At 71.8% G+C, this 26,196-nt stretch carries 28 protein-coding genes and 1 pseudogene; 7 read left to right on the top strand and 22 right to left on the bottom strand.

Going from position 1 to position 26,196, the window contains the following annotated elements:
• Positions 1 to 20: 20 nt before the first annotated feature.
• The 15 genes from AC07DS_RS45115 to AC07DS_RS45045 all read right to left on the bottom strand — a co-directional run bounded on the left by AC07DS_RS45115 (position 21) and on the right by AC07DS_RS45045 (position 15,252).
• Positions 21 to 761: a sirohydrochlorin chelatase gene (locus AC07DS_RS45115; RefSeq protein ID WP_479154536.1), complete on the bottom strand. Its 741-nt coding sequence runs from the start codon at positions 759 to 761 to the stop codon at positions 21 to 23.
• 6 nt (positions 762 to 767) lie between these two features.
• Positions 768 to 1,646: an ABC transporter permease gene (locus AC07DS_RS45110; protein ID WP_479154535.1), complete on the bottom strand. Its 879-nt coding sequence runs from the start codon at positions 1,644 to 1,646 to the stop codon at positions 768 to 770.
• Entirely contained in the window at positions 1,633 to 2,412 is a 780-nt protein-coding gene (locus AC07DS_RS45105; protein WP_145885297.1) for an ABC transporter ATP-binding protein, read from the bottom strand. The genes AC07DS_RS45110 and AC07DS_RS45105 overlap by 14 nt, the downstream gene beginning before the upstream one ends.
• A gap of 32 nt (positions 2,413 to 2,444) precedes the next feature.
• Positions 2,445 to 3,512, bottom strand: a complete 1,068-nt coding sequence (locus tag AC07DS_RS45100; protein ID WP_479154534.1) for an aliphatic sulfonate ABC transporter substrate-binding protein — start codon at positions 3,510 to 3,512, stop codon at positions 2,445 to 2,447.
• A gap of 261 nt (positions 3,513 to 3,773) precedes the next feature.
• Positions 3,774 to 5,108, bottom strand: coding sequence for a sulfate adenylyltransferase subunit 1 (locus AC07DS_RS45095; protein ID WP_479154533.1), 1,335 nt, complete (start codon positions 5,106 to 5,108; stop codon positions 3,774 to 3,776).
• 2 nt (positions 5,109 to 5,110) lie between these two features.
• Positions 5,111 to 6,046 carry a sulfate adenylyltransferase subunit CysD gene (cysD, locus tag AC07DS_RS45090; protein WP_479154532.1) on the bottom strand — a complete coding sequence of 312 codons (936 nt, stop codon included), beginning with the start codon at positions 6,044 to 6,046 and terminating at the stop codon, positions 5,111 to 5,113.
• On the bottom strand, positions 6,043 to 6,660 hold the full coding sequence (gene cysC, locus AC07DS_RS45085; RefSeq protein ID WP_479154531.1) for an adenylyl-sulfate kinase: 618 nt from the start codon (positions 6,658 to 6,660) through the stop codon (positions 6,043 to 6,045). The genes cysD and cysC overlap by 4 nt, the downstream gene beginning before the upstream one ends.
• Positions 6,657 to 7,367: a phosphoadenylyl-sulfate reductase gene (locus AC07DS_RS45080; protein ID WP_479154530.1), complete on the bottom strand. Its 711-nt coding sequence runs from the start codon at positions 7,365 to 7,367 to the stop codon at positions 6,657 to 6,659. Before AC07DS_RS45080 ends, cysC begins: the two co-directional genes overlap by 4 nt.
• On the bottom strand, positions 7,364 to 7,546 hold the full coding sequence (locus tag AC07DS_RS45075) for a hypothetical protein (RefSeq protein ID WP_145885290.1): 183 nt from the start codon (positions 7,544 to 7,546) through the stop codon (positions 7,364 to 7,366). The genes AC07DS_RS45080 and AC07DS_RS45075 overlap by 4 nt, the downstream gene beginning before the upstream one ends.
• Positions 7,543 to 9,240, bottom strand: coding sequence for a nitrite/sulfite reductase (locus AC07DS_RS45070; RefSeq protein WP_479154529.1), 1,698 nt, complete (start codon positions 9,238 to 9,240; stop codon positions 7,543 to 7,545). The genes AC07DS_RS45075 and AC07DS_RS45070 overlap by 4 nt, the downstream gene beginning before the upstream one ends.
• A 125-nt stretch (positions 9,241 to 9,365) precedes the next feature.
• On the bottom strand, positions 9,366 to 9,449 hold the full coding sequence (locus AC07DS_RS45065; protein WP_309474722.1) for a putative leader peptide: 84 nt from the start codon (positions 9,447 to 9,449) through the stop codon (positions 9,366 to 9,368).
• 460 nt (positions 9,450 to 9,909) lie between these two features.
• Positions 9,910 to 10,473 carry a GNAT family N-acetyltransferase gene (locus tag AC07DS_RS45060; RefSeq protein WP_393473354.1) on the bottom strand — a complete coding sequence of 188 codons (564 nt, stop codon included), beginning with the start codon at positions 10,471 to 10,473 and terminating at the stop codon, positions 9,910 to 9,912.
• Positions 10,474 to 10,538: 65 nt separating this feature from the next.
• Positions 10,539 to 11,864, bottom strand: coding sequence for a hypothetical protein (locus AC07DS_RS45055; RefSeq protein ID WP_479154528.1), 1,326 nt, complete (start codon positions 11,862 to 11,864; stop codon positions 10,539 to 10,541).
• Positions 11,865 to 12,015: 151 nt separating this feature from the next.
• Entirely contained in the window at positions 12,016 to 13,293 is a 1,278-nt protein-coding gene (locus AC07DS_RS45050) for a helix-turn-helix domain-containing protein (RefSeq protein WP_479154527.1), read from the bottom strand.
• A 321-nt stretch (positions 13,294 to 13,614) separates the two neighbouring features.
• Positions 13,615 to 15,252 carry an acyl-CoA dehydrogenase family protein gene (locus tag AC07DS_RS45045; protein ID WP_479154526.1) on the bottom strand — a complete coding sequence of 546 codons (1,638 nt, stop codon included), beginning with the start codon at positions 15,250 to 15,252 and terminating at the stop codon, positions 13,615 to 13,617.
• Positions 15,253 to 15,382: 130 nt separating this feature from the next.
• On the opposite strand from AC07DS_RS45045, the gene AC07DS_RS45040 reads away from it, so the two are divergent.
• The gene (locus AC07DS_RS45040; protein ID WP_479154525.1) at positions 15,383 to 16,567 is read left to right on the top strand and encodes a YihY/virulence factor BrkB family protein; all 1,185 of its coding nucleotides are present in this window, start codon (positions 15,383 to 15,385) and stop codon (positions 16,565 to 16,567) included.
• Positions 16,568 to 16,594: 27 nt separating this feature from the next.
• Here the strand turns inward: AC07DS_RS45040 and AC07DS_RS45035 are convergent, their stop codons facing one another.
• Positions 16,595 to 17,440: an NmrA family NAD(P)-binding protein gene (locus AC07DS_RS45035; protein ID WP_479154524.1), complete on the bottom strand. Its 846-nt coding sequence runs from the start codon at positions 17,438 to 17,440 to the stop codon at positions 16,595 to 16,597.
• A gap of 81 nt (positions 17,441 to 17,521) precedes the next feature.
• Here AC07DS_RS45035 and AC07DS_RS45030 point away from each other — a divergent pair, with 81 nt between their 5' ends.
• A complete protein-coding gene (locus AC07DS_RS45030) occupies positions 17,522 to 18,457 on the top strand; it encodes an AraC family transcriptional regulator (protein WP_479154523.1) in 936 nt (311 codons plus the stop codon).
• A 10-nt stretch (positions 18,458 to 18,467) separates the two neighbouring features.
• Positions 18,468 to 19,160, top strand: a complete 693-nt coding sequence (locus tag AC07DS_RS45025) for a helix-turn-helix domain-containing protein (protein WP_479154522.1) — start codon at positions 18,468 to 18,470, stop codon at positions 19,158 to 19,160.
• On the opposite strand, the gene AC07DS_RS45020 is transcribed toward AC07DS_RS45025, so the two are convergent.
• Complete coding sequence (locus AC07DS_RS45020) at positions 19,140 to 19,538, bottom strand: VOC family protein (protein WP_479154521.1); 399 nt, start codon at positions 19,536 to 19,538, stop codon at positions 19,140 to 19,142. The genes AC07DS_RS45025 and AC07DS_RS45020 overlap by 21 nt on opposite strands.
• 196 nt (positions 19,539 to 19,734) lie before the next feature.
• Between AC07DS_RS45020 and AC07DS_RS45015 the strand changes: the two genes are divergently transcribed.
• Entirely contained in the window at positions 19,735 to 20,730 is a 996-nt protein-coding gene (locus AC07DS_RS45015; RefSeq protein WP_479154520.1) for a hypothetical protein, read from the top strand.
• 6 nt (positions 20,731 to 20,736) lie between these two features.
• Here the strand turns inward: AC07DS_RS45015 and AC07DS_RS45010 are convergent, their stop codons facing one another.
• Positions 20,737 to 21,309, bottom strand: coding sequence for a hypothetical protein (locus tag AC07DS_RS45010; protein ID WP_479154519.1), 573 nt, complete (start codon positions 21,307 to 21,309; stop codon positions 20,737 to 20,739).
• 74 nt (positions 21,310 to 21,383) lie between these two features.
• On the bottom strand, positions 21,384 to 22,016 hold the full coding sequence (locus AC07DS_RS45005; protein ID WP_479154518.1) for a VOC family protein: 633 nt from the start codon (positions 22,014 to 22,016) through the stop codon (positions 21,384 to 21,386).
• A gap of 398 nt (positions 22,017 to 22,414) precedes the next feature.
• Here AC07DS_RS45005 and AC07DS_RS45000 point away from each other — a divergent pair, with 398 nt between their 5' ends.
• Entirely contained in the window at positions 22,415 to 23,278 is an 864-nt protein-coding gene (locus AC07DS_RS45000; protein WP_336112420.1) for an isocitrate lyase/PEP mutase family protein, read from the top strand.
• Positions 23,275 to 23,538: a hypothetical protein gene (locus AC07DS_RS44995; protein WP_479154517.1), complete on the top strand. Its 264-nt coding sequence runs from the start codon at positions 23,275 to 23,277 to the stop codon at positions 23,536 to 23,538. Before AC07DS_RS45000 ends, AC07DS_RS44995 begins: the two co-directional genes overlap by 4 nt.
• 121 nt (positions 23,539 to 23,659) lie before the next feature.
• Here the strand turns inward: AC07DS_RS44995 and AC07DS_RS44990 are convergent, their stop codons facing one another.
• A complete protein-coding gene (locus AC07DS_RS44990) occupies positions 23,660 to 24,508 on the bottom strand; it encodes an SDR family oxidoreductase (protein ID WP_479154516.1) in 849 nt (282 codons plus the stop codon).
• Positions 24,509 to 24,608: 100 nt separating this feature from the next.
• Between AC07DS_RS44990 and AC07DS_RS44985 the strand changes: the two genes are divergently transcribed.
• Entirely contained in the window at positions 24,609 to 25,070 is a 462-nt protein-coding gene (locus tag AC07DS_RS44985; protein WP_336112422.1) for a MarR family winged helix-turn-helix transcriptional regulator, read from the top strand.
• A 54-nt stretch (positions 25,071 to 25,124) separates the two neighbouring features.
• Here the strand turns inward: AC07DS_RS44985 and AC07DS_RS44980 are convergent, their stop codons facing one another.
• On the bottom strand, positions 25,125 to 25,328 hold the full coding sequence (locus AC07DS_RS44980; RefSeq protein WP_479154515.1) for a hypothetical protein: 204 nt from the start codon (positions 25,326 to 25,328) through the stop codon (positions 25,125 to 25,127).
• 30 nt (positions 25,329 to 25,358) lie between these two features.
• Positions 25,359 to 26,081 (bottom strand): annotated as a pseudogene (locus AC07DS_RS44975) (substrate-binding domain-containing protein); the annotation flags it as partial.
• Between the last annotated feature and the right edge of the window lie 115 nt (positions 26,082 to 26,196).

Raw genomic sequence — 26,196 nt, 5'->3', positions numbered from 1 at the left:
GTCGTCGGGCCGCCGGTCCGTCAGGCGCCGAGCGCCGCCGCAAGCGGCAGACGTGCCTCGTCGTACCGCTCCAGCAGCACCCGTGCCACCTCCGGCGCCGGGCCCAGTACGTCCGCCAGGACGTCCGCCCCGGCCGCGCCGCGTGCGATGCGGTCCGGCAGGAAGCCGGGGGCCAGCACGTACGGCGCCACGGCCACCCGCTCGGAGCCGAGGGCCCGCAGCTCCCGCACGGCGTCCTCGGTGCGGGGAAGGGATGCGGAGGCGAACGCAGGTCGCACGGCGCACCAACCGGTGTGCCACCACTCCCGCGCGATGTCGGCGATCACTGCGATCGCCTCCGGGTCGGAGGACCCCGCCGAGGCCAGCACGACCCCGGTCGAGGACTTGTCGGCGGGCGTAAGACCCGCCTCGAACAGCCGTCGTTCCAGCGCGGACAGCAGCAGCGGGGACGGGCCCAGCACCTCCGCCTGACGGATGCGCAGCTGCGGCGGCGCGTCCCGCAGGACGGCGGGGACGTCGGCCTTCGCGTGGAAGGCGCGGGTCAGCAGCAGCGGCAGCGCCACGACGTCGCGCACGCCCTCCGCTGCGAGCGACTCCAGCACCCCGTGCACGGACGGGATGTTGAAGTCCAGGAAGCCGGTCTCCACGCGCAGCCCCGGCCGCAGCGACCGTACGCGCTGCACGAGCGCGTGCACGGTCGCGGCGTGCCGCGGGTCGCGGCTGCCGTGGGCGACGACGAGGAGAACCGGCTTGTCACGCATGGGACGTCAGCTCTTCACCAGCAGGCCGCGGCTGCGCAGCACCCACCGCTCCAGCGGGCTGAAGATCAGCAGGTCGATGGCGATGCCGACGAACAGGATGAGCAGGATGGCGAGGAAGACCGTCGCCATGCTGCTGTTCGTACGGCCCACCTCGAGCAGCTGGCCCAGACCCATGCCCATGTCCGGAGACTGGGCGATGATCTCGGCGGCCATCAGCGAACGCCAGGAGAACGCCCAGCCCTGCTTCAGACCCGCCACATAGCCGGGCAGCGCCGCCGGCATCACGATGTGCCACGTGCCACGCAGTCCCGTCGCACCCAGAGTGCGGCCCGCGCGCAGGAACAGCGGGGGCACCTGGTCGACGCCCGACACCAGACCGTTGGCGATCGAGGGGACGGCGCCGAGCAGGATGACCGTGAACATCACCGAGTTGTTCAGGCCCAGCCAGATCACCGCCGGCGCGACCCAGGCGACCGAGGGCAGCGACTGCAGACCGGACAGGATCGGGCCGAACGCCGCGCGCACGAACTTCACCCGCGCCACCAGCAGACCCAGCGGCGTACCGATGGCCAGCGCGAGCAGGAAGCCCAGCAGGCCGCGGGACACGCTGCCCCAGATGTAGTCGAGCAGGGTCCCCTTGAGCCACTGGTCCTCGACCTCGCCCCAGACATCGGCGGGGGAGGGCAGCTTCGCCGGGTTGTCGACGACCGGGTAGAGCAGGCTCCAGGCCACCAGCACCACGGCGACGGCGATGACGGGCGGCAGGATCTTGTTCTTGAAGGTCTGGCTGAAGGGCGTACGGCCGGTGGCCGTGGTCTCCAGCGCGTCGAGGCCCGCCTCGACGCTTCCGGCGTCCTGGGCCGGCGTGGTCTCAGTGCTGGCCATGACGGCGGATCTCCCCACGCAGTACATCGGTGATCTCGAGGGACAGTTCGGCGACCGGCGCGTCCTCGATGCGACGCGGCTGCGGGATGTCGACCGTCCACTCGCGCGCGATCCGGCCCGGCCGGGACGACAGCAGGACGACGCGCTGCGCGAGCCGCACCGCCTCGCGCACGTTGTGCGTGACGAAGAGGACGGACAGGCCGGTCTCCGCCCAGATCCGGGTCAGCTCGTCGTGCAGCACGTCCCGCGTGATGGCGTCCAGCGCCGCGAACGGCTCGTCCATCAGCAGCAGATTGCTCTCCTGGGCGAGCGCGCGGGCCAGTGCCACGCGCTGGCGCATACCGCCCGACAGCTCGTGCACACGCTTGCCGTAGGCGCCCTTGAGCCGGACGAGTCCGAGCAGCTCCTCGGTCTTGTCGCGCCGGTCGTTCTTCGGAACTCCCCTGAGCTTGAGGGCGAGTTCGATGTTCTTGCCCGCGGTCAGCCACGGGAAGAGCGCGTGTTCCTGGAACATCAGGGCCGGGCGGCCGTCCGTCGCGATGTCGCCGACGGTCGGCCGGTCCAGGCCCGCCACCAGGTTCAGCAGGGTGGACTTGCCGCAGCCCGAGGCCCCCAGGAGAGTGACGAACTCGCCGGGCGCGACATCGAGGCTGATGTCGTCCAGGACGAGCTGCTGCCCGCCCGGTCCTGCGAAGGACTTCGAGACATGCTCAAGGCGAGCGGCGTACTCCACCGACTCTTCGGCCTTGACGAGGGTCGTTGCCATGGTCGTCACCTCCTGGGAACTCGGGTCGGGAATCAGCTGGCGCCGAGACCGGCGTCGTCCACCGTGCTCGCGCTCTCGCCCTTGAGGACCTGGTTGAGGAGCGTGAGGTCGTAGATGCCCTTCAGGTTCGGCTTCTCCAGCAGGCCCGCCTTGACCGCGTGCTCCGCCTCGGTGCTCAGGGTGGAGGCCAGCGGGTCGTCGGTGAACTGGATCGACTTCCAGGCCGGGTCGAGGACTCCGGCCGGGAGCGCCTTGCCCGAATCCGCCTCCAGCTGCTTGTTCGCCACCGCCTTCGCCTTGTCGGAGTTGGCGTTGATCCACTTGTTGGCCTCGACGGAGGCCTTCAGCACGGCCTCGACGGCCTTCGGGTGGTCCTTGAGGAAGCCCTGCCGCACGACGATGTTCGTGATCACGAACTTCTTGTCCGGCCACAGCGACGCCTCGTCGAGCAGCACCTTGCCGCCCTCCGCGACCAGCTTGGACGCGGTCGGCTCCGGCACCCAGGCACCGTCGATGGCGCCGGACGCGTAGGCGTCCGGGGTGATCTTGTTGTCGGTGCGGATCACCGACACATCGCCCTTGCCGGTGTTCGCGTCGACCTTCCAGCCCTGGTCGGCGATCCAGTTGAGGAACGCCACGTCCTGCGTGTTGCCGAGCTGCGGGGTCGCGATCTTCTTGCCCTTGACGTCCTTCAGGGACTTGATCTTCTTCGGGTTGACGACGAGCTTCACGCCGCCGGAGGCCGAACCGCCGATGATGCGCAGGTTGGTGCCGTTGGCCTTGGTGTAGCCGTTGATCGCCGGGGAGGGGCCGATCCAGCCGATGTCGATGGAGCCGGAGTTGAGGGCCTCGATCTCCGAGGGACCGGCGTTGAAGATCTGGTAGTCCGCCTTGGTGGCGCCCAGTTCCTTCTGGAACAGGCCCTGCTGACGGGCGACGAGCGCGGTGCCGTGGGTCAGGTTGCCGAAGTAGCCGATCTTGACGGAGGAAAGGCCGTCGATCTTCGAGGAGCCGGCGGCGACCTTCTCCTTCGCGTTGTCGGCCGTGGACTTGGACCCGTAGCCGCAAGCGGCGAGCGTCAGAAGGGGGAGCGCGGCCATGACCGCGAAGGTACGGCGAAGAGCAGGTGTAGCAGGCACGGGAGGTGTTCCTCTCGGAGGCCCGGCGGTCACGGTCTCTCAGGTCGTGGCCGGGAGGTCGGCAGGTCTTCGTCTACAGCGGTGGGGGGTGAGGGCGCGCAAGCGGTGCGCGTACGTCAGCGCACACATCGCGCCACTCCGCCCTGCCCGCTGCCGAGGTCGCCGCTGCCGACGCGGCCGCCCTCCTTCGCGAACGTGGAGTAGTAGTCGGTGGAGTTCACGTCAGAAGTCCCACCCGTCGCTCTCGGCCTCGTCCTTGACCGGCTCCGGGGAGGCGAACGACTCGCCGACCATGCCCGCGGTGAGCGTGGTGCCGTCGTTCGGGTCGATCAGGATGAACGAGCCCGTGCGCCGCGAGTCGGCGTACGAGTCCACCGGCAGCGGCTCCGCGGTGCGGATCTTCACGCGGCCGATGTCGTTGGCGACGAGCTGTCCCGGGTGCGGGTGCAGGGACAGGTCGTCGAGCGTGAGGCGGGACGGGATGTCCTTGACGATGGCCTTGACCGTGCGGGTGCCGTGCTTGAGCAGCACCCGGTGCCCGACGGCCAGCGGCTGGTCGGCGACGTGGCAGACGGTCGCCTCCACGTCCTGCGTGGTGGCCGGCGCGTCCTTGGTCGGCACGATCAGGTCGCCGCGCGAGACGTCGACGTCGTCCGTCAGCAGGACGGTCACCGACTGCGTCGTCCAGGCCGTGCCGACCGGCTCGCCGAGCAGGTCGATGCCGGAGATCGTCGTCGTACGGCCGGAGGGCAGGATCGTGACCGGGTCGCCGACGCGGAAGGTACCGGCCGCGATCTGGCCCGCGTACCCCCGGTAGTCCGGGTGCTCGGCGGTCTGCGGACGGATCACGTACTGCACGGGCAGCCGGGCGTGGCAGTGCGCCAGGTCGTGGCTGACCGGGACGGTCTCCAGGTGCTCCAGGACGGTCGGGCCGCCGTACCAGTCCATGTTGGCGGAGGGCTCCACCACGTTGTCGCCGGCGAGCGCCGAGATCGGGATCGCGGTGACCTCCGGGACGCCCAGCTCGGTCGCGTACGCCGTGAACTCCTCGGCGATCGCGGCGAACACGGATTCCTGGTAGTCGACCAGGTCCATCTTGTTGACGGCGAGGACCACGTGCGGCACGCGCAGCAGCGCGGCGATCGCCGCGTGCCGGCGGGTCTGCTCGACCACACCGTTGCGGGCGTCGACCAGGACCACCGTCAGCTCGGCCGTGGAGGCACCGGTGACCATGTTGCGGGTGTACTGCACATGGCCGGGCGTGTCGGCGAGGATGAACCGGCGGCGGGGCGTGGCGAAGTACCGGTAGGCCACGTCGATGGTGATGCCCTGCTCGCGCTCGGCGCGCAGGCCGTCGGTGAGCAGCGCGAGGTCCGGTCCGTCCTGGCCGCGGCTCGCGGACGCGCGCTCCACGGCCTCCAGCTGGTCGGTGAGGACCGACTTGGAGTCGTGCAGCAGCCGTCCGACGAGCGTGGACTTGCCGTCGTCGACGGAGCCGGCGGTGGCGAACCGCAGCAGGGTGGTGGCCGAGAGCGCCTCGGTCGTGGTCGTGCTCATGCTTAGAAGTACCCCTCGCGCTTGCGGTCTTCCATCGCGGCCTCGGAGAGCTTGTCGTCGGCGCGGGTGGCGCCGCGCTCGGTGAGCCGGGAGGCGGCGATCTCGGCGATGACGTCGTCCAGCGTGGTCGCGTCGGAGTCGACGGCGCCCGTGCAGGACATGTCACCGACGGTCCGGTAGCGGACCAGGCGCTTCACGACGGTCTCGGACTCCTTCGGCCCGCCCCACTCGCCGGCCGTCAGCCACATGCCGGCCCGCTGGAACACCTCGCGCTCGTGCGCGAAGTAGATCTGCGGCAGCTCGATGCCCTCACGGGCGATGTACTGCCAGACGTCCAGCTCGGTCCAGTTGCTGAGCGGGAACACGCGGACGTGCTCGCCGGGCGCGTGGCGGCCGTTGTACAGGTTCCACAGCTCGGGCCGCTGGCGGCGCGGGTCCCACTGGGAGAACTCGTCCCGCAGGGAGAAGACGCGCTCCTTGGCCCGGGCCTTCTCCTCGTCGCGGCGGCCGCCGCCGAAGACGGCGTCGAACTTCTCGCTCTGGATGCGCTCCGTCAGCGGAAGCGTCTGCAGCGGGTTGCGGGTGCCGTCTGGACGTTCCTTCAGCACACCGCGGTCGATGTAGTCCTGTACGGAGGCCACATGGAGGCGCAGCCCATGTGCGGCGACCGCACGGTCCCGGTACTCCAGCACCTCCGGGAAGTTGTGTCCCGTGTCCACATGGAGCAGCGAGAAGGGGATCGCCGCCGGGGCGAACGCCTTCAGCGCGAGGTGCAGCATGACGATGGAGTCCTTGCCACCGGAGAACAGGATCACCGGGTTCTCGAACTCGCCCGCCACCTCGCGGAAGATGTGCACCGCCTCGGACTCGAGGGCGTCCAGGTGGGAGAGGGCGTACGGGCTGGCCGTACCCTCCTCGACCGTGGCGACGGTCGTCATGCCAGTCCCCTTTCGGTGAGCAGCGCGTGGACCGCGGCCGCGGACTCCTGCACGGTCTGGTGCTGCGACTCGATCCGCAGATCGGGCGTCGCGGGCTCCTCGTAGGGGTCGTCGACCCCCGTGAGCCCCGACAGCTCGCCCGCGGCCTGCTTGGCGTACAGCCCCTTCACGTCTCGCACCGAGCACACCTCGACCGGGGTCGCCACATGGATCTCCAGGTACGACGTCCCGTTCTCCGTGTGCCGCTCGCGCACCGCCTGGCGGCTGTCCGCGTACGGGGCGATCACCGGGACGAGCGCCTTGACGCCGTTGCGGGCCAGCAGCTCGGCGACGTAGCCGATGCGCTGCACGTTGGTGTGCCGGTCCTCGCGGCTGAAGCCGAGGCCCGCCGAGATGAACTCGCGGATCTCGTCGCCGTCGAGCACCTCGACGCGGTGGCCCTCGGCACGCAGCCGCCCGGCCAGTTCGTACGCGATGGTGGTCTTGCCGGCGCTCGGCAGACCCGTGAGCCAGACGGTGGCTCCGGTGGTCACGTGGTTCTCCTGGGTCGCAGTGGTCGCTTCGGTGTCAGCCGGAACTGCCGGCGAGGTAAGGGTTGCCGCGGGCGCCGTCATCCGTGGAGCCCGCACTCGGTCTTGGCCCGGCCCGCCCAGCGGCCGGCGCGCGCGTCCTCGCCCTCCAGGACCCTGCGGGTGCACGGGGCGCAGCCGACCGAGGCGTAGCCGTCCATCAGCAGCGGGTTGGTCAGCACGCCGTGCTCGGTGACGTAGGCGTCCACGTCGTCCTGGGTCCAGCGGGCGATCGGGGAGATCTTGACCTTCTGCCGCTTCTCGTCCCAGCCGACCACCGGCGTGTTCGCCCGGGTCGGGGACTCGTCGCGGCGCAGGCCCGTCGCCCACGCCGCGTAGCCCTTCAGGCCCTCCTCCAGCGGCCGGACCTTGCGCAGCGCACAGCACAGGTCCGGATCGCGGTCGTGCAGCTTCGGGCCGTACTCCGCGTCCTGCTCGGCGACCGTCTGCCGCGGCGTGAGGGTGATGACGTTGACGTCCATCACGGCCTCGACCGCGTCCCGGGTGCCGATGGTCTCCGGGAAGTGGTAGCCGGTGTCGAGGAAGACGACGTCGACGCCCTTCAGCACCCGGGACGCCAGATGGGCGACCACCGCGTCCTCCATGGAGGAGGTGACGCAGAACCGCTTGCCGAAGGTGTCCACCGCCCACTGGAGGATCTGCAGCGCGGAGGCGTCCTCCAGATCACGGCCCGCCTGCTCGGCGAGCTGCTTCAACTCCTCGGTCGTACGCTCTTCCTGAGCCGTCGTCATATCCGGTCGTCCCCTCCGTTGTCGGCTCGCCGAAGACCCCGGGAGAGCAGCCCGAGGAACTTCAGCTGGAATGCGCGGTTGCATGCCCCGCACTCCCAGGCGCCATGGCCCTGCTCGCTGGGACGCAGGTCCTCGTCGCCGCAGTAGGGGCAGTGGAAAGGTGCGGCCCGCTCGCTCACGACAGGGCCTCCTCGGACGCCCGGGCCGCCCAGGTGGCGAACCGCTCGCCGTCCTCGCGCTCCGCCTGGTAGCGCTTCAGGACCCGCTCGACGTAGTCGGGCAGCTCCTCCGAGGTGACCTTCAGACCGCGGACCTTGCGGCCGAAGCCCGCCTCCAGGCCCAGCGCGCCGCCGAGGTGCACCTGGAAGCCCTCCACCTGCTCACCGTTGTCGTCGAGGACCAGCTGGCCCTTGAGACCGATGTCCGCCACCTGGATACGGGCGCAGGCGTTCGGGCAGCCGTTGATGTTGATCGTGATCGGCTCGTCGAACTCCGGGAGGCGGTGCTCCAGTTCGTCGATCAGCGAGATCCCGCGCGCCTTGGTCTCCACGATGGCGAGCTTGCAGAACTCGATGCCGGTGCAGGCCATGGTGCCGCGCCGGAACGGGGACGGGCTGACACTGAGATCCAGCGCCTCGAGCCCCGCCACCAGCGACTCGACCTGCGCCTCCTCGACGTCCAGCACGATCATCTTCTGCTCGACGGTGGTACGCACCCGGCCCGAGCCGTGCGCCTCGGCGACGGCGGCGATCTTCGCCAGCGTCGTGCCGTCGACGCGTCCGACGCGCGGGGCGAAACCGACGTAGAACCGCCCGTCCTGCTGTGGGTGCACACCGACGTGGTCGCGCCAGCGCTCCACGGGCTGCGCGGGCGCCGGGCCGTCGACCAGCTGGCGCTGCAGGTACTCGTCCTCCAGCACCTGCCGGAACTTCTCCGCACCCCAGTCGGCGACCAGGAACTTCAGCCGCGCACGGGTGCGCAGGCGCCGGTAGCCGTAGTCGCGGAAGATCGAGATGACGCCCTCGTAGACGTCCGGGACCTCGTCCAGCGGCACCCAGGCGCCGAGCCGCACACCGATCTTCGGGTTGGTGGACAGGCCGCCGCCGACCCACAGGTCGAACCCGGGCCCGTGCTCGGGGTGGACCACGCCGACGAACGCGACGTCGTTGATCTCGTGCGCCACGTCCAGCAGCGGCGAGCCGGAGACCGCGGACTTGAACTTGCGGGGCAGGTTCGAGAACGCCTTGTTGCCGACGATCCGGCGGTTGATCTCCTCGACGGCAGGGGTGCCGTCGATGATCTCGTCCGCGGCGATGCCGGCGACCGGCGAACCGAGGATCACGCGGGGCGTGTCACCGCAGGCCTCGGTGGTGGACAGACCGACGGCCTCGAGGCGCTCCCAGATCTCCGGGACGTCCTCGATCCGGATCCAGTGGAACTGCACGTTCTGCCGGTCGGTGATGTCCGCGGTGCCCCGCGCGAACTCCTGCGAGATCTCGCCGATCACCCGCAGCTGCTGCGTCGACAGCCGCCCGCCGTCGATCCGCACCCGCAGCATGAAGTACTCGTCGTCCAGCTCCTCCGGCTCCAGGATCGCGGTCTTGCCGCCGTCGATCCCGGGCCGACGCTGGGTGTAGAGCCCCCACCAGCGCATCCGCCCGCGCAGGTCGTTGGGGTCGATGGAGTCGAAGCCGCGCTTGGAGTAGATCGTCTCAATGCGTGTCCGCACATTGAGACCGTCGTCGTCCTTCTTGAACTGCTCGTTGCCGTTGAGCGGGGTGAAGTGACCCGCGGCCCACTGACCCTCGCCGCGGTGACGGCTCACCTTGCGGCCGGGCGCGGACGCGGCGGGGTTCTGCGGGTTGGCGGCCATGGTTCTACGTCCTTCGGACAGGCGGGAAGCGGCTCTGGCCTGCGCATATGCGCACGCGGACAGGCGTGCGCGGCGGTGCGCAGGCAGGAATCAGATGTGCGAGGAGATCGGCGGTGCTGGGGCGGTCAGCTCACCGGACAGATGGCGCTGGACATGCGGCCGAGGTCGACGTGCCGCCGACTCACCAAGGCAATTCCAGTTCCAGACATGACGGAAGCGTGTCACGGGGATCTCTGGGCAGTCCACTGTTATCCAAATAATGGACATGCATGTCTCGAATACCGGGACACTGTGATGTGGGTCTCGTGCATGGCGTCAGAACGGTCTCGCGGCCTCTGTCCGAACCTGGAACGGGGGACGGCCGTGGGGGACCAGGTGCGGCAGTGGCTGCCGGCGGTGGGCGCCGCACTCTACCGCCGCCTGGCCGGCAGTGCCCTGCCCCGCCAGGCGGTGCTGCTCGGCGTACCCGGCGCCGCGTCGACGTGGGCACGCCGGCCGAGATCCTGGTACTGCTGCCACTCCAGTCGCGCCGGCCAGGTCCTTCGCCGCACTGTTCGGCCGGCAGGCGTGGAAGGTGGCCCTGAGCCTTTGCCTGCGCAGGGTCTTGCGCAGGGTGCCTGGCAGGCTCACTCGGGAGCTGCTGGACTTCGTCGAGTCCCTGGCCGCCCCCTACGCCCCCGGCCAGAACCCAGGCGTAGCCACCTCCGCCTCCAGCTCCACCTTGGTGTCGAAGAGCCTGAACCCCCGCCGCTGATAGTTGTCCATCGCGAACTCACCGTCCTTGCTGCACGTGTGCAGCCAAACCCGCTTGGTGGGCGTCCGCTCGGGCCACCGTTCCGCCAGATCCCACGCACGAGCCGCCCCGTACGACAGCAGATGCCCCCCGATGCGGCGGCCGCGGAACGCGGGGATCAGGCCGAAGAGGATGATCTCGACGACGCCGTCGTCCTGCGGGTTCAGCTCGACGTACCCGGCGGGTGTGCCGCGGTCGTAGGCCACCCAGGTCTCCGCGCCGGGACGGTCCAGCTGCTCCTGCCACCGGGCGTAGTTCCAGCCGAGGCGGTCGGTCCAGCGGATGTCGCCGCCGACCGCGGTGTACAGGAAGCGGCTGAACTCGGGGGAGGGGACCTCGGCGCGGACGATGCGGACATCGCCCTCGGGGGCGGCGGCCGGCAGCAGGTCGGCCGGTGAGGTCTGTTCCAGGGACCAGGTGGTGACAGGGATGTTGCTCATGCGGGCCAGGGAATCATCCCGCCCGGCGGTCTGTCGATCGACCAGGTCACCCAGGTCACCCCAGGTCAGCCGACCGAACGGTCGAGCATCGCCAGCGGCACCGCGAACAGCATCCGGTCCGAGACGGACCACACCTCGCCCGTCTCCTGCCAGTAGGAAAGGGAGCCCGCGTTCTCGGCCCAGCAGCGGTGGGAGGAGTCCGAGCCGCAGTGTGCCGGCTTCGCCCCCTTCGTGTCCTGGCGCCACAGTCCGCCGTGCCCGTCCCCGGAGCTGGACAGTTGTCCCACATACCAGGACGGACCGGCCGACCCGGTCCGCCGGTACGACAGGACGCCCCGGATCCCGGCCGCCCTCGTGCGGTAGGCCTCGACCGCGTCCACCCGCCCCGCGGCGTCGGTGGCGAGCAGTCCGCTGCGCGCAGGGTCCGTGCTGAAGGCGTAGCGCCACAGCCGTGCGTGCCGCTCGCTGCCGGGGGCCGTCCACTCGCCGGCGACCAGGCTGTCGGGTGCGGTGTCACGGTCCAGGGAGAGGGTCGCGGGACAGGGCGGGCCGGAGGCGGTGCAGCGGCCGGCGAGGTAGCGGTAGGAGCCGACGGCGGGCATCACGTACTCGTAGCCGTCCCCTGACCAGCCGCCGGGTACCCGGCCGATCGCGGGCGTGTCGACCGTGGTGCGCTGGATGCGGTCGAGGTCGTAGACGTAGAGCGCGTCGGCGTCGCCGGCCGTGGTGGTGACCAGGAGCTTGTCCTGGTACCAGACCATGCCGGAGACGTGGGAGACGAGGCCCCGGTAGTCGCGGCCGCCGTCGACGGGGACCACCAGCAGCGCCCAGCGGTAGGCGGGGTGGTCGGGGTCGTCGGCGTCGACGAAGGCGACCCTGGCGAGGCCTCGCTCGGCGGTGGTCCCGGTGGTGGTGCTGTGGGTCCAGCCGGCGAGGATCGCCCGGTGGGTGCCCCAGACGCCGTCGTCGTCGGCGTCGCCGGAGGTGGTCACCGATACCGGGTGCCAGGCGGTGGTGGCCGTGTCGGCCGGGTCCCAGCAGTACGCGCGGGTGGCGGCCGGGGCGACGGGCAGGGTCGCCCGGTCCTCGGAGGTGCAGTCGGTGCTCGTGGTGAGGGTGCGGTCGGCGCTCCGCAGGACGGTGTCCACGCCGACCGGGCGGCCCATGGACGAGGCGAGCCGGTTCAGGGTGCGGGCCGGCACCAGGTGCTCCTGCAGGCGCAGCGGGGCGGTGTCGGCCTGGGGCTTGAGCGGGCCGGGGTTCTTGGCGACCGTGGCCTGTGAGGCGCTGATCAGAGTGGCGGCCGCGGTGAGTGCGAGCGCGGTTCCGGCGAGGAACGCGCGCACGGCTGCGCCCCGTCTGCGCCGGCGGTGTCTGCCGCGATGTCTCATGTCTCCTCCCGAGGCGGGCCAACTGCGCCTGGTGGTCCGTACGTTGACCGAGGAGCAGGTGGGGAGGCCCGTAGGGATGCTACGGCAGCGGCGGGCGCCATAGGGTCAAGACCCGCAAATATGCGGAAGATGCCCGCATCGAACCCACCTGTCACCCCACGGTCCGGCCGGCAGTCCGACCTCGTGCCACCGCCGGTGCCGTCGACTGGGGCAGCAGGTCACGGGGGTTGTCGGGCAGGAGCACCTCGATCTCCGTGCTCTCGCAGAAACGATACGGCCGGTGTCGCAGAAGATCGCCAAGATATCGGCGAATTCTGGACATTTCAGCCCTAACAGTTACTGTTCTGGATGAATCGCCGAACAGGTCTTCGGCCAGACCCGCCGCGCCGCGCCCCGAGCGGTGTTCGGCGAGCAGGTAGAGCAACTCGGCGTGCCGAGGACTCAGTTCGCGGGACCAGGAGCCCATCGCCCGGGCCACGGTCACCGAGCTGCGGCCCGGCCGGCTCAGGTCCAGCAGGATCCGGGTGGCGCCGGACGGCAGCGGCTCCTCGGCCACCCGCAGCAGCCAGCCCCCGGCCAGCGGCTCCACCGTGCAGGTGCCGAGCGCGGCCAGCCATCGGTGGCCCGGGGTCAGGGACTTGGGCAGCGCCACGCGCCGCAGGTACGGCATCCCGGTCACGGCCGCCGTCCAGCCGTCCCGGTCCACCGCCAGGGCCCGCCCGTCCAGCCGGGCCAGCACCGGCGCCGCCACCGCGCGCAGCCGCTCCAGCGAGGCCAGGTGCAGCTCCCGCAGCCGGGCCTCGGCGAGTTTGGCCACCGAATCCACCCAGGCGAGGGTCGCCGGATGCATGGTCTCCAGCGGGCCGCTCACATCCACCACCCCGATGAGCCGGCCGTCCCTGGGGTCGGTGATCGGGGCGCCGGTACACGTCCAGGAGGCGTGCGAGCGGACGAAGTGCTCGGCGGCGAAGACCTGTACGGGCCGCCCTACGACGGCGGGGGTGCCCACGCCGTTGGTGCCGACGACGTCTTCCCGCCAGTCCGCGCCCAGTTCGAAGCCGAGTCCGTCGGCCTTGCGCAGCACCGGCGGGGATCCCTCCCGCCACAGGACACGTCCCTCGGCGTCGGCCACCACCATGATGTGCTGGGCGACGTCCGCGACCGAAAGCAGCCCCTGGCGCAGCACCGGGAGAATGTGCCTGAGCGGTGACTCCTCGCGTCTGCGCCGCACTTCGTCGGCGGGCAGCAGCCCGGATCTGAAGTCGTGGTCGGGGTCGACGCCGCTGCGCAGCATCCGTCCCCAGGACTGCTCGATCACCGGCCGGGGTGTGATTCGCGCACGTTGCCCGGCGAGCGTGGCCTCGCGCAGCTCGCTCAGCATCCGCGCCGCCTGCGCCGCGTCCACGGCGGCCAGACGCGCCACGTTCATCGGCGGGTTCACCACTGGGGTCCTCCCGGAAAAGTCCTCGAACACACTTGTCAAGCCGTCCGGGCGGCGGTTTCCGGTCCGACTCCTCCTCCCATACTGCCGCCCGGCGCATGCCGGAGGCACAGAGTCCGCGCACAGTCACCAACAAGTTGCAACCCCTTGCAACCCTGGTGAATGGCACGAGGCTGGCTGAGACTTGACCAGGCGCCGCCTTCGTGCGGCGTTTTGTGGCCTTCAACGGGCCCGGTAGGCGGGGGTGGTGCCGTGTCGGCGCAGCACCACCCCCGTGCCGAATCCCCGTGAAGGCGCAGGTCGGCGGGGTCAGAGCAGTGGCCGGGCCCGCTCCACCACCGAGGACAGGTCCAGGCCGGTCGGCAGGGTGCCGAAGGACGCGCCGCGGTCGCCGCCGAGCCGGGAGGCGCAGAACGCGTCGGCGACCTCCGGCGGCGCGTGCCGCACCAGGAGTGAACCCTGGAGCGCCAGTGCGAGGCGCTCGACCAGCCGGCGGGCGCGGCCCTCGATGCCGTCCAGATCGGCGAGTTCGGTGAACAGGTCCTTCACCGCCCGGTCCAGCCGGTGGTCGGCGCCGTGCGCCCTGCCGATCTCGGTGAGGCAGGCGTCCAGCGCGCCCGGCTCGCGCTGCAGCGCCCGCAATACGTCCAGGGCCTGAACGTTTCCGGCGCCCTCCCAGACGGAGTTCAGCGGCGACTCGCGCACCAGCCGGGGCAGCCCCGACTCCTCGACATACCCGTTGCCGCCCAGGCACTCGGCGGCCTCCACCGCCACCGGCGCGCAGCGTTTGGTGATCCAGTACTTGGCGGCCGGCACCGCGAGCCGCAGGAAGGCGCGTTCGCGCTCGCTCCCGTCGTCGTAGGCGGCCGCGAGCCGGAGCGTGAGCACGGTCGCGGCCTCGGACTCCAGCGCGAGGTCGGCCAGCACGTTGCGCATCAGCGGCTTGTCGATCAGCTTCCCGCCGAACGCTTCCCGGTGGGCGCAGTGGTGGACGGCCTGCGCCACCGCCTGCCGCATCAGGCCGGCCGAGCCGAGCGCGCAGTCCAGCCGGGTCGCCGCCACCATCTCGATGATGGTGCGCACCCCGCGCCCCTCCTCGCCGACCCGGCGCGCCCAGGTGCCGTCGAACTCGACCTCGGCGGAGGCGTTGGACCGGTTGCCCAGCTTGTCCTTGAGCCGCTGGATGAGGAACACGTTGCGGGTGCCGTCCGCGAGGACGCGCGGGACGAGGAAGCAGGTGATCCCGCCGGGAGCCTGGGCCAGCACCAGGAAGCCGTCGGACATGGGTGCCGAGCAGAACCACTTGTGCCCGGTCAGGACGTACGTACCTTCCTCGGCGAGCGGCCGGGCCGAGGTGGTGTTCGCCCGCACGTCGCTGCCGCCCTGTTTCTCGGTCATGCCCATGCCGAAGAGGGCGCCGGGCTTCCGTCCGGCGGGCCGCAGTTCACGGTCGTAGATCGTGGACGTCAGCCGGGGCTCCCACTCGGCGGCCAGCGCGGGATCGGCCCGCAGCGCGGGCACGGCCGCGTGGGTCATGGACAGCGGGCAGCAGTTGCCCGCCTCGACCTGGGTCCAGACGAGGAACCCGGCCGCCCTGCGCACATGCCCGGCAGGGCGTGTCCAGGCGCCGGTCAGCCCCGCCCCGACCCCCTTGCCGAGCAGCCGGTGCCAGGCCGGGTGGAACTCGACCTCGTCGACCCGGTGGCCGTACCGGTCGTGCGTGCGCAGCCGCGGCGGATGTTCGTTCGCCTGTACGCCCCACTCCTGCACCTGTGCCGAACCCGAGGCCCGGCCCAGCACGGACAGCTCGTCGCGCACCTCGTCCAGCACCTCGGGATCCGTGTGCCGCTCGACCGCCTCGACGAGGGCCCGGTCGGCGCTGAAGACGTCGTATCCCACCAGCGGAGGGGGCTGGTTCGTCACGGTATGGGTGGAGTTGCCTGCCATGATTGCGAACCTATCCGGGATCACGGCGATACTGGACTCCAGAGTCGCACAGCACCGCCCGGGGGCGCGTCCGGCCCGTCACCTGCCCCGGAAGGTGAGGACGGTCCCGTACGGCGGATACCGTTAGGTCGTGCAGCCAGGAAGTGAACCCCCCCAGCGGCCCGCCGGCCGGCTCCACCGGGCCCGAGTCCTCTACCGGAACGTATCCAAACGCAGGACCGCCTGGCTGCTGCTCAAGGACACCGTCAACTCCTGCATGGAGTACCGCATCCTGGGCCTGGCCGCCGAGGCGGCGTTCTTCACGCTGCTGTCCGTGCCGCCGCTGCTGCTCAGCCTCATCGGCCTCCTCGGCTACGTCGACGCCTGGACCGGCGCCGACACCATCAAGAGTCTGGAGAACAACCTCCTGGAGGCCTCCCGCACGGTCCTGTCCGACAAGGGCGTGAAGGAGATCGCCGAGCCGATCCTGCACGACGTGATGAGGGGCGGCCGGCCCGACGTCATCTCCATCGGCTTCCTGTTCGCCCTGTGGTCGGGCTCCCGCGCGGTGAACGTCTTCATCGACACGATCACCGTCATGTACGGCCTCGACGGCGTCCGCGGCATCGTCAAGACCCGCATGATGTCGTTCCTGCTGTTCATCGTGGCGCTGCTGATCGGCTCGGTCGCGCTGCCGCTGATGGTGGCCGGGCCGGACGCGGTGGTGGGGGTCGTGCCCTGGTCGGAGACGGTCGTCCAGGTCCTGTACTGGCCGGTCGTCATCGTGCTGTCCATCGTCTTCCTGACGACCCTGTACCACGTGTCCGTGCCCGTCCGATCCCCCTGGATCGAGGACGTCCCCGGCGCCCTGGTCGCCCTGGCCATGTGGGTTCTGGGCAGCTTCCTCCTGCGCATCTACCTCACCAACACCATCGAGGGCGCCACGATCTACGGCTCCCTCGCCGCCTCCGTCGCCGTCCTCCTCTGGATCGGCGTGTCGGCCTTCGCCGTGCTCGTCGGCGCCGCGGTGAACGCCGCCATCGACCGGGTCTGGCCGGCCGCCGCCACGGCCGCGGCCCGCGCCGCCAACGAGCGGCTGCGCGAGGCGGAGGTCGTCGAGTACGTCGCCCGCGTCGCCGCCGCCCGCGAGGCGGACCCCGACGACCCCGACATGCCGTCCGAGTTCCCCGAACGCTGGTCCCGCTTCCTCCCCCCGGAGGACGTCACGGCCCGCCTGCGCACCCACGCGAAGAACCCCCACCACCACGCCCACAAGAGCCACGAGGTGAAGGGCGCGAACGGAACGCACGGGAGCACACCGCCACACGGCGAGTGACGGGCGGACCGCCGGCCGGCGCCCGGGTCACGGTTTCCAGGTGCCCGCCGTCGCGGTCTCCCGCACGAAACCGGCGAAGTCCCGCGGCTCGCGGCCCAGGACCTGGCGTACGCCGTCCGACAGGTGGGCGTTGCGGCCGTCGAGGAGGCTCTCGAAGAGGCCGACCAGGAAGTCGGCCTCCTCGGGCGGCACCCCGAAGCCGGCCAGTCGCTCGCCGTACTCCCGGGCCGGCACCGCCCGGTACGACAGCCGGCGCCCGGTCACCGCCGCGATCTCGGCGACCGCCTCGCCGAAGGTCAGCAGCCGTGGCCCGGAGACCTCCACCACCTCTCCGACGTACCGCTCGCCCGCGGTCAGCGCCGCCACGACCACGTCCGCGATGTCCCGCGCGTCGACGAACGGCTCCCGCACCGACCCGGCCGGGAACACCAGCTCCCCGTACTCCCGCAGCTCCGCCACCAACGGGCCCTCGCTGAAGTTCTGCGCGAACCACGCGGCCCGGACGACCGTCCACTCCGCCCCCGAGGCCCGCAGCGCCTCCTCCGTGGGCCGTGCCTGCTTCTCGCCCCGCGCCGACAGCAGCACCAGCCGCCGCACCCCCAGACCGACGGCCTCGCGGGCCAGGCGCCCGACCGTCTCCGCCGCGTCCGGCGACCCCACGTCCGACGGGTACACCAGGTAGGCCGCGTCCGCGCCGCTCAGCACCTGCTCCCACGTCGACCGGTCGTGCCAGTCGAAGCCCCGCGCCCGCGAGGCCGCCCGGACCGTCAGCCCGGCCGCCCGCGCGGCCTCGGCGACCCGGCTGCCCGTACGGCCGGACGCGCCGGTCACCACCACCGTCGAACCCTGTGTCCCACTCGTGTTCTGCGTCATGTCCGCCAGTCAACTGCCGTCCCGGCCAAGGGACCATCGCCGATCGGCTCACCCGCATACGCGCGCGTCTACGCTGTGCCCATGGACGCACTGGCAGGCCTGCTGGACGGCCCCCGCGCGCATGGCGCCTTCATGATCCGCGCCTGCTTCGAGCCGCCCTGGGCGGTCCGTGTGGAGGACCGCGCCCCGCTGACGGTGATGGTGATGGCGCGCGGCGAGGCCTGGGTCACCCCCGACGGCGGCGAGCAGGTCCGGCTGGGCCCCGGCGACCTGGCCATCGCGCGCGGACCCGACCCGTACACCTGCGCCGACACCCCCGGCACCGCCCCGCAGGCGCTGATCCTGCCCGGCGGCGAGTGCAGCTACCCCGACGGCAGCTCCCTGAACGGCTCCATGGACCTCGGCGTGCGCACCTGGGGCGACCGCCCGGACGCCCCGACCGTGATGCTGATCGGCACCTACCTGATGCAGGGCGAGATCAGCGGCCGCCTGCTGGACGCCCTGCCGCCGCTGCTGACCCTCCCCGCCGAGGTGTGGCCGTGCCCGCTCACCCCGCTGCTCATGGAGGAGATCGTCCGCGACGAACCCGGCCAGGAGGTGGTCCTGGACCGACTGCTCGACCTGCTGGTCATCAGCGCGCTGCGGGCCTGGTTCTCCCGCCCCGAGGCGGCCGCGCCCGCCTGGTACCAGGCCCTCGGCGACCCGGTCGTCGGCCGCGCCCTGCGCCTGATCCAGGACGACCCGGCCCACCCCTGGACGGTGTCCTCGCTCGCCGCCAAGGCCGGGGTGTCCCGCGCGGCCCTGGCCCGCCGCTTCACCGAACTGGTCGGCGAACCCCCGATGGCCTACCTCACCGCCTGGCGCCTCGCCCTGGCCGCCGACCGGCTCCGCGACACCGAGGACACCCTCGCCGCCATCGCCCGCCGGGTCGGCTACGGCAGCGCCTTCGCCCTGTCCGGCGCCTTCAAGCGGGTGTACGGGGTCAGCCCCCAGGAGCACCGCACCCGGGCGGCGTAACCTGGCGCACGTGTACGAGGAGCGGCCGTCCCGGCTGACCGGCGCGGTGGTGTGGCAACGCACCCCGGAGCACCCGGAGGGTGTCCGCCCGGTGCTGCCCGACGGCTGCATGGACCTCCTGTTCAGCGAGGGCCGGCTGCTGGTCGCCGGACCCGACACCCGCTCGTACGTCCCCGGGGGCCGGCCCCGCGCCTGGGCGGGCGTCCGCTTCTTCCCCGGCACCGGGCCCGCCCTGCTCGGTGTTCCGGCCCACGAACTGCGTGACAGACGCGTCGAGTTGACGGATCTGTGGCCCGCGGCCCGGGTACGACGACTGCGCGGCCGCATCGAGGCGGCCCCCGATCCGGCGACGGCCCTGGAGGAGGTCGCTCTGGACCGGGCCGCACAGGCACCGCCCCCCGACCCGCTCCTGCGCCGGCTTGTGGAGTGCCTGGACGCGGGCCGCCCGGTGGCGGCGACGGCCGCTGAACTCGGCATCGGTGCCCGCCAGTTGCACCGCCGCTGCCTGACCGCGTTCGGCTACGGCCCCAAGACCCTCGCCCGGGTCCTGCGCCTGCAGCGCGCCCTGGCCCTCGCCCGCTCCGGCATCCCGTACGCCGAGACGGCGGCCCGCGCCGGTTACGCGGACCAGCCCCATCTCGCCCGGGACGTAAGTCAGTTGGCCGGTATGCCGCTCGGGGCGCTACTCGGCGTCCAGCGGTGAGAACAGGTCGACGCCGTTGCCGTCGGGGTCGTGCACGGTGGCGTACCGCTGCCCCCAGAAGGCGTCCCACGGCTTCAGCTCCCCGTGGTACCCGGCGCCCACCAGGTCCGCGTACACGGCGTCGACCTCGGCCGGCGAGCCGCACCGGAAGGCGAGTCCGACCCGGCCCCCGCCGGCGGGCGGCCGCCACCCGGAGTGGAACGAGCGGACGGTCTCCTCGGTGTCCAGCGCGAGCACCAGCCCACCGGGCAGCTCGGCCTCGACATGCGGCTGGTCCTCGGCCCCTTCGGGGAAGACCAGCCCGAGGCGACGGTAGAACGCGAGCGAGGCGGCCAGGTCGGAGGCCACCACGCCGATCACGGCGAATCGTGGAGTCATGGGTTCACCGTAGGCAGCTGCCGGGTGCCCGGTCTTGAAGGAATCGGACACGGTGGCAGCGGCGGATAAACGGTTGCCCCCGTCTCCCACGGCCGGAATGATCCATCCGTTCGGTTCGATCGTGGGGGAGTGGCTGTTGGCCGACGTGTTCGTGTGTGATCAGTGCGGTACCGAACTGACCGTTCCTGTGTCGAGGGTGGCGCTTCCCGTACGGGCCCGGCACAACTTCGGGCACGAGATGCTCCCCGCGCTGATGGAGTCGGGTACGTACGCCGTCGACCCGGACCCCCGGGGAGGGCCCTGGATTCCCTGGGACGAGGTGGGCGAGGAGGCGGCGGCGGCCCTGGGGGTGTTCGCTCCGGTGTACTCCCTCTTCTCCGGTCCGCCGGGCGCGGTCGCCGTCGCGCCGGGCGACGTCCGGGGCACCGTGCTGATCCCCGGCCACGACGGCTACTGCCTGGGTCTGGACGGCAGGGACGGCCCCAACCTGGCCTGCGAGGAGTGCGGCCGGCCGGTGGCGACCCGGCTCGACGACTGCTCGATCTGGCAGGCGGTGTGGCTGAACCCCGCCGCCGTACGCCGCGTTCCGGGCCCCGCTCCCCGGATCACCGACTGGGAGACCGTCCTCGAGGAGGGGCACAGCGCGCCGCCCGTCGAGCAGCCCGGGTACTGGAGCCCGCAGTGGCAGGCGGCCGCCGGTGTGGCCCTGGCCCATCTGCTGGTGGCTTCGGGCGGCGCCCGCGTGGCCCTGCCCCGCGGACTCGTCACGGACATGTTCGGCCGGGCACTCGACGCCCTGCTCCCGCCCGGGCGGCCGGCCCGCACACTGGCCCTGACCGGCCCGGGGCTGCTCGCTTCGGGCGCGGCGGGTGCGGACATCGCCCTCGTCCCGGTGCACCCTCAGACCGGCGGGACATGGCAGCCGCCCGGCAGCCCGGCGACCGTACCGCTGCCCGCCGACGTGTGGCTCGGCCTGGCCTTCCCCGAGGAGCTGCCCCGCCTGCCGGTGACCGGCGGACTGCCCCGCGGCGTCGAGCGCGACGACCCGCTGCCACTGCGCCCGGGGTGGACGTTCCGGCCCGACCGCCAGCTGTTCCTGTACACGCTGGCCAGACTGCCCGCCGTACGCGAGCCGTGGCTGCGCGAGCTCTACCACCACCTGCAGGACCACAGGAACTTCGGCGTGTTCTAGCCCGGATCACTCACCGGACGGATCCCGCTGCCGCAGCAAGCGACGGGCCGACCGCTCGGCCTGTTCCGCGTGGGACATGATGCGCGCCTGCCTCCGGGGCCACCACGTCAGCTCCACCAGGAAGATCAGCACGAACACCCACGACACCCAGGCCTGCCGCGCCGATCCGGAGAAGGTGTCGGTCAGCGCGAGAGCCACGGCCAGCCCGGCGAAGACCAGAACCACCCAGAGAAGGAGGCGATCGTGTTCCCGCGCAGTCCGCAGGCCGTCGCAGTAGTCGACGACGGCAGGTGCCAGCCGGGGGTCACCGATGTCCTCACCACGACGGGCGGCGCGCACGACCGCCTGCCGGTCCGCGGGATCCAGGTCCCCGGCCCCGGGCCAGACCCGGCTCATCCGCCGGGACACCCTGATCCCGTAGAAAGGGCCGAGCACGAGAACCGCCGCCACCGCACCCAGCCATGATCCCGATTCGGCCAGCACGAAGGCGCCGAAGGAGACACCGGCCGAAAGGCCGATGATCATCGCCCTGCGAACCGGACCGCCTCGCCACACCCAGCCGGGGAGGACCATCACCACGGCGTCATGCTGGCAGCCGCCGGTGTGGCGGGCAATCACCCCCGGGCCACGACACGCGGGGCACCCGGGGGCCGTCAGCCGAAGGTCACCGGCCCCCTCGGCGTCCCGACGGTGAAGGAGATCGTGAACGGCCCCTCGCTGAGGGCGAGTTCGGTGCCCAATGCCGACAGCAGGGGCCGGAACCCGTCCGGCTCGGGCACCGTCGCGCGCACCTCCACCAGCGGGGTGACGGGCAGTCCGGAGGCCGCCGGGTGCGTCGACTCGCCCCAGTCGATGAGGAACGGCACCAGTCCGGAGGGATGCCCGCTGCCGCTGTCGGTCAGCCGCCACTGCAGCAGGGTGCCGTCGGGGGTGCGGCGGCTCATCGGGTGGACGGGCCCGGGGTCGTAGCCCCGCTCACGGGCGGCCGCGATCGCCGTCTCCAGATCGGGCGGGCTGATCGCCCAGGTAACCGTGGCCGGCCCGGCAAGCCGGTCGACCCCGAACGGCCGCAGCTCCACCGGCTCCGGCTGCTCAGGATCGGGCCCGATGATCTCCAGGTAACTCCGGCCGCCCAGGCCGACCAGATAGTTCCGCGTACCCAGCTCGACGTGCACCCCGCCGGGCGCGGGCGTCACCCCGGTCCGCGACGCGAACTCGGCTACGGTCGCGGCGAGATCGGGTGTGGCGAGAACGAGATGGTCCAGCAGCGGAGGAATGGGCTTCATTCCGGGGGAGGGTACGGGACCGGCACCCCTGTGCGGAACACCCGCGCCGCGGCTGCGGGGCGCGTGACCCGAGTCCCGCGGGCGTGCACGCGGCCGCGTGCGCCCGGTGCCGCCGTCAGGGGGACGGTCGGGTGTTCCGAACGGCGCTCGGGCACGCCGCCGAGGCCCATCGCGATCAGGTCTTGCCGACCCACCTGAGCGGCGGTATCGCCTGGGCGGGACGGCTCCGTGAGTGACGTTTCTGCAGTGAACCCGTTCCGCCATTGGGGTGAGTAAAGCTGGCGTATGGGGCGGGTCACATGCGTATCTAGAGATGCTCTTGTCTTGGCAAAGGGCGTCGAGACGCGGTGACCCGACACCCCGGTCCCGCGTCACCCACCCACCGGAGGAGCCGGACCTTGACTTACGGGACAAAGCTGCGCGAGCGGATCGCCGGGCCCGGGACCACACCGCTGATCGGCGTGTACGACATGTACTCCGCCTCGATCGCGGCCAACCACTACGACGGCATGTTCGTCTCGGGCTTCGGCTTCGCGGCGTCGTACTACGGACTGCCGGACATCGGATTCATCGCGTGGCCGGACATGGTCGCGTTCGTCCAGCGCCTGCGGGGTGCGTTCCCGCACCACCACCTGCTCGTGGACATCGACGACGGGTACGTCGACCCCGAGGTCGCCTGCCACGTCGTCGAGGGGCTGGAGCGGATCGGTGCCTCCGGGGTGATCCTGGAGGACCAGAAGCGGCCCCGCCGCTGCGGGCACGCCGACGGCAAGCAGGTGCTGCCGCTGGACGAGTACCTGGAGAAGCTGGACAGGGTTCTGGCCACCCGTCAGGACCTGGTGGTCGTCGCCCGCACGGACGCGACCGACGAGCACGACATCCTGCACCGGGCCGAGCGGCTCGCCGCGACCGACGCCGACGTGGTGCTGGTCGACGGGGTGCGCAGCATCGAGTGGATCAAGCGCATCCGCGAGGTCGTCGGGGACAAGCCGCTGCTGTTCAACCAGATCGCCGGCGGCAAGTCGCCCCGGCTGTCGCTGACCGAGCTGTCCGACCTCGGTGTCGACGTCGCGATCTACAGCACCCCCTGTCTGTTCGCGGCGCACGAGGCGATGGACTCCGCGCTCGGCGAGCTGAAGGCGGCCGACGGACGGTTGCCGCAGGTGGATCCGGCGAGCGGGGTCGGCGTGAAGGCGTCGACCACGCTGCTGGAACGGAACATCGACCCCGAGCGGCTGCAGCCCGAGGGCGTGGGCGTGTGACGGGTGGCGCCGGGCCCCGGCTCGGGGCGGCCACGGTGATCGCGGCGGCGCTCCTCGCCACCGGTGCCGCGCCCGCGGCGGCCAACGGGAGCAGCCTGATCACCGTCATCGACAACTCCCGGGCGGACTCGATCCTGGAGGTCGACCGGACGGCCAACGTGCAGACCGGAAAGGGCACCGCGGGCAGCGACCACGACGGCAGCGCGGTGGACGCCATCCAGGCCCTGCTCGGTGACCTGGACAAGGACGACGAGGACTGAGACGGGCCGAGCGCGAAGGGCCGGGCACCCCGTGCGGGGGATGCGCGGCCCTTTCTGCGTCGCGGGGCGGGCGCGGCCTCGCGGACACCCCCTCGGGGCGCGCTCGCCGGGTGGGTGCGGGTCAGGCGACCCAGCCGTTGGTGATGCCGAGGACCGCGGAGCCGTCCAGGTCGGTGAGTTTGGTGCCGACGAAGCCGCGGGCCCAGTCGGAGGTCTGGAGGCGGAAGGCGGGCTCGTCCGCGGTCAGAGCCTCGATCACCGACTCGGCGGCGCCCTCGGCGGTCTGCGCGCCGTCGAGGAACTGCGCGATCGTGCGGTTCAGGTAGGTGTTCAGCTGGGGTGCGTACACCCCGGCAGCGGCTACGGCCTCTTCCAGGTCGACGCCGACGTTGGCGACGAATTCGGTGGCGACGGCACCGGGTTCGATCACGGTGACGGACACACCGTGCGCCGCGGCCACGGGGGCCAGGCTCTCCATGTATCCCTCGACGGCGAACTTGGCCGCGCAGTAGGCCTCGTTGAAGGGCTGTCCGACGACGCCGCCGACGCTGGTCACGGTGATCAGCCGGCCGCCGGAGGCGCGCAGGTGGGGCATGGCCGCCTTCGAGACGTTGAGCACGCCGAAGAAGTTGACCTCCATGACCTTGCGGACCTCGGCCACGGACTCGTTCTCCAGGGTGCCGAGGTGCCCGGCGCCCGCGTTGTTGACGACGGCGTCCAGGTGGCCGTAGTCGGCGAGCACGCCGTCGATCGCGGACGTGATCGAGGCCTCGTCGGTGACGTCGAGCCGGCGGATGTCGACCTCCACGCCCGCCTCGGCGGCGGCCTTGCGCAGGGCGTCGGCGCGGCTGAGGTCGCGCAGTGTGGCGACCGTTGTCCAGCCGGCGCGTGCGGCGGAGACGGCGGCGGCGAGGCCGATGCCGGAGGAGGTGCCGGTGATGAGGACGACCTTGGGGGACTGGGAGGACATGGGAGGCCTTTCGGGCACGGGGAGCTCGGCACATTTGAGTGCGTGTACACACACCATAATGCACTTACGTGCGTGTACACGCAACCGGTAGGCTGACGGCATGCCGAAGAAGAAGATTGCGCAGGCGGAGATGCCGGTGGCGGACCACGCCTTCTACGGGCTGGTCTGGGCCGGGACCGTCCTCACGGACCGCGTGGACCGCGCCCTGAGCAAGGCGCACGATCTTCCGGTCTCCTGGTTCGAGGTCCTGCTCTGGCTGGCCTCCAGCCCCGACCCCGTTCCGGCCTCCGTCCTGGGCAACAGCACCATGCTCAGCCGCAGCCAGGTCTCGCGCGTCGTCGACGCCCTCCAGGGCCGCGGTCTCGTCACCCGTACCCCCTCGGCCCGCGACGCCCGCTCCGTCGAGGTCTCGCTCACACCCGAGGGTCACCGGCTCTTCGAAGCGGCCGACGCCACCCGCCGAGAGTGCCTCGCCCCCGTCTTCACGGACCTCCTGGACGAGGGCGACCTGCAGGCGCTCAGCAGGGTGTGGCAGAAGCTCAAGGCCAACAAGGACGCCTAGGCGGGTGATGCCGACGCCTGCACCGGTCGCCTGCGACCGCAGAAGACGTCGGGCTCACTCATTCAGGTCCGGGCGGCCGTTCTCGTCGAGTTCGACGTCCTCCTCGGGGTCGTGTTCGTCGTCGCCCGGCGCGGTCACGGCGGTGCGGTGCTGGGCGGGGGCGAGGGTGCGGCCGGCAGCCTCGGCGGTGCCGTAGGCGGTGACCAGGGCGACGCCGGCCGCGGCGAGGGCCGCCGCGGTGCGCGTGGTGCGATTCATGCCCGGTAAACACCCCTGGGTCCGGCGCGGTCACCGTGGTGCGCCCGAACGGGCGGCGGGCGGTGCGGCCGTACTCGCCCGCCGCACCAGCCGGGTCGACAGTTCCGTTCGTGTCCCCTCTGGGCGCCCGCCCTGCATCATCCGCACCAGCAGCCGCAGCGCGGTGGCCGCCATCTCCGCGAGGGGCTGGCGGACCGTGGTGAGCGCCGGGGTGGCCCAGCGGGCCTCGGGCAGGTCGTCGAAACCGACCACGCTGACGTCGTCCGGCACCCTCAGCCCCCGCTCGGCCAGGGCGGTGTACACGCCGAGCGCCATCCGGTCGGAGCACACGAACACCGCCGTCGGCGGCTGTGGAAGGTTCAGCAGCTCGTGCATGCGCAGCCGGGCGGCCGGCTCCTCGAACCCGGCGTGCCGCACGTACTCGGCGCGCTGCCGCACCCCGGCCGAGGCGAGGGCCGAGCGGTAGCCCGCCACGCGGGCGCGGCCGCACATCCTGCGCCGCGGACCGGCGATCACGGCGATCCGCTCGTGCCCGAGGGCCAGCAGATGCTCGGTCGCGCTCAGCCCGCCCTGCCAGTTGGCGGCCCCCACCGACACCACCCCGGCCGGGGGCTCGTGCACGGGGTCGATCATCACGAACGGGATGCGGTGGTGGTCCAGCCGGGCGTACTGGGCCGGCGACAGCTCGGCCAGGTTGAACAGCGCGCCCGAGGAACCGCGCGCGGTCAGCCTGTCCAGCCAGCCGTGGGGGGGGGGGGGGGGCGGGGGGGGGGGGGGGGGGGAGAAGAAAAACCCCCCCAAGGCCGGCCCGTGGGGGGGGCCCTCCCATCCGTGTCGTGCAGGGACCAACCAAAAAAGGGTGGGCGGA

The sequence above is a fragment of the Streptomyces sp. NPDC044064 genome, from assembly GCF_056434245.1.
The sequence above is the reverse complement of the archived record's forward strand: the minus strand, read 5'-3'. Positions and strand labels throughout refer to the sequence as shown.

What these genes read in the sequence shown, in the direction of transcription:
- AC07DS_RS45080 (WP_479154530.1), bottom strand. Translation starts at nt 7,367, where the DNA reads ATGACGACGGCTCAGGAAGAGCGTACGACCGAGGAGTTGAAGCAGCTC.
- AC07DS_RS45110 (WP_479154535.1), bottom strand. Translation starts at nt 1,646, where the DNA reads ATGGCCAGCACTGAGACCACGCCGGCCCAGGACGCCGGAAGCGTCGAG.
- AC07DS_RS45105 (WP_145885297.1), bottom strand. Translation starts at nt 2,412, where the DNA reads ATGGCAACGACCCTCGTCAAGGCCGAAGAGTCGGTGGAGTACGCCGCT.
- AC07DS_RS45045 (WP_479154526.1), bottom strand. Translation starts at nt 15,252, where the DNA reads ATGGCAGGCAACTCCACCCATACCGTGACGAACCAGCCCCCTCCGCTG.
- AC07DS_RS45065 (WP_309474722.1), bottom strand. Translation starts at nt 9,449, where the DNA reads ATGTCTGGAACTGGAATTGCCTTGGTGAGTCGGCGGCACGTCGACCTC.
- AC07DS_RS45035 (WP_479154524.1), bottom strand. Translation starts at nt 17,440, where the DNA reads ATGACGCAGAACACGAGTGGGACACAGGGTTCGACGGTGGTGGTGACC.
- AC07DS_RS44990 (WP_479154516.1), bottom strand. Translation starts at nt 24,508, where the DNA reads ATGTCCTCCCAGTCCCCCAAGGTCGTCCTCATCACCGGCACCTCCTCC.
- AC07DS_RS45095 (WP_479154533.1), bottom strand. Translation starts at nt 5,108, where the DNA reads ATGAGCACGACCACGACCGAGGCGCTCTCGGCCACCACCCTGCTGCGG.
- cysC (WP_479154531.1), bottom strand. Translation starts at nt 6,660, where the DNA reads ATGACGGCGCCCGCGGCAACCCTTACCTCGCCGGCAGTTCCGGCTGAC.
- AC07DS_RS45070 (WP_479154529.1), bottom strand. Translation starts at nt 9,240, where the DNA reads ATGGCCGCCAACCCGCAGAACCCCGCCGCGTCCGCGCCCGGCCGCAAG.
- AC07DS_RS45055 (WP_479154528.1), bottom strand. Translation starts at nt 11,864, where the DNA reads ATGAGACATCGCGGCAGACACCGCCGGCGCAGACGGGGCGCAGCCGTG.
- AC07DS_RS45020 (WP_479154521.1), bottom strand. Translation starts at nt 19,538, where the DNA reads ATGACTCCACGATTCGCCGTGATCGGCGTGGTGGCCTCCGACCTGGCC.
- AC07DS_RS44980 (WP_479154515.1), bottom strand. Translation starts at nt 25,328, where the DNA reads ATGAATCGCACCACGCGCACCGCGGCGGCCCTCGCCGCGGCCGGCGTC.
- AC07DS_RS45030 (WP_479154523.1), top strand. Translation starts at nt 17,522, where the DNA reads ATGGACGCACTGGCAGGCCTGCTGGACGGCCCCCGCGCGCATGGCGCC.
- AC07DS_RS45005 (WP_479154518.1), bottom strand. Translation starts at nt 22,016, where the DNA reads ATGAAGCCCATTCCTCCGCTGCTGGACCATCTCGTTCTCGCCACACCC.
- AC07DS_RS45060 (WP_393473354.1), bottom strand. Translation starts at nt 10,473, where the DNA reads ATGAGCAACATCCCTGTCACCACCTGGTCCCTGGAACAGACCTCACCG.
- AC07DS_RS45050 (WP_479154527.1), bottom strand. Translation starts at nt 13,293, where the DNA reads ATGAACGTGGCGCGTCTGGCCGCCGTGGACGCGGCGCAGGCGGCGCGG.
- AC07DS_RS45115 (WP_479154536.1), bottom strand. Translation starts at nt 761, where the DNA reads ATGCGTGACAAGCCGGTTCTCCTCGTCGTCGCCCACGGCAGCCGCGAC.
- AC07DS_RS45100 (WP_479154534.1), bottom strand. Translation starts at nt 3,512, where the DNA reads ATGGCCGCGCTCCCCCTTCTGACGCTCGCCGCTTGCGGCTACGGGTCC.
- cysD (WP_479154532.1), bottom strand. Translation starts at nt 6,046, where the DNA reads ATGACGACCGTCGCCACGGTCGAGGAGGGTACGGCCAGCCCGTACGCC.
- AC07DS_RS44985 (WP_336112422.1), top strand. Translation starts at nt 24,609, where the DNA reads ATGCCGAAGAAGAAGATTGCGCAGGCGGAGATGCCGGTGGCGGACCAC.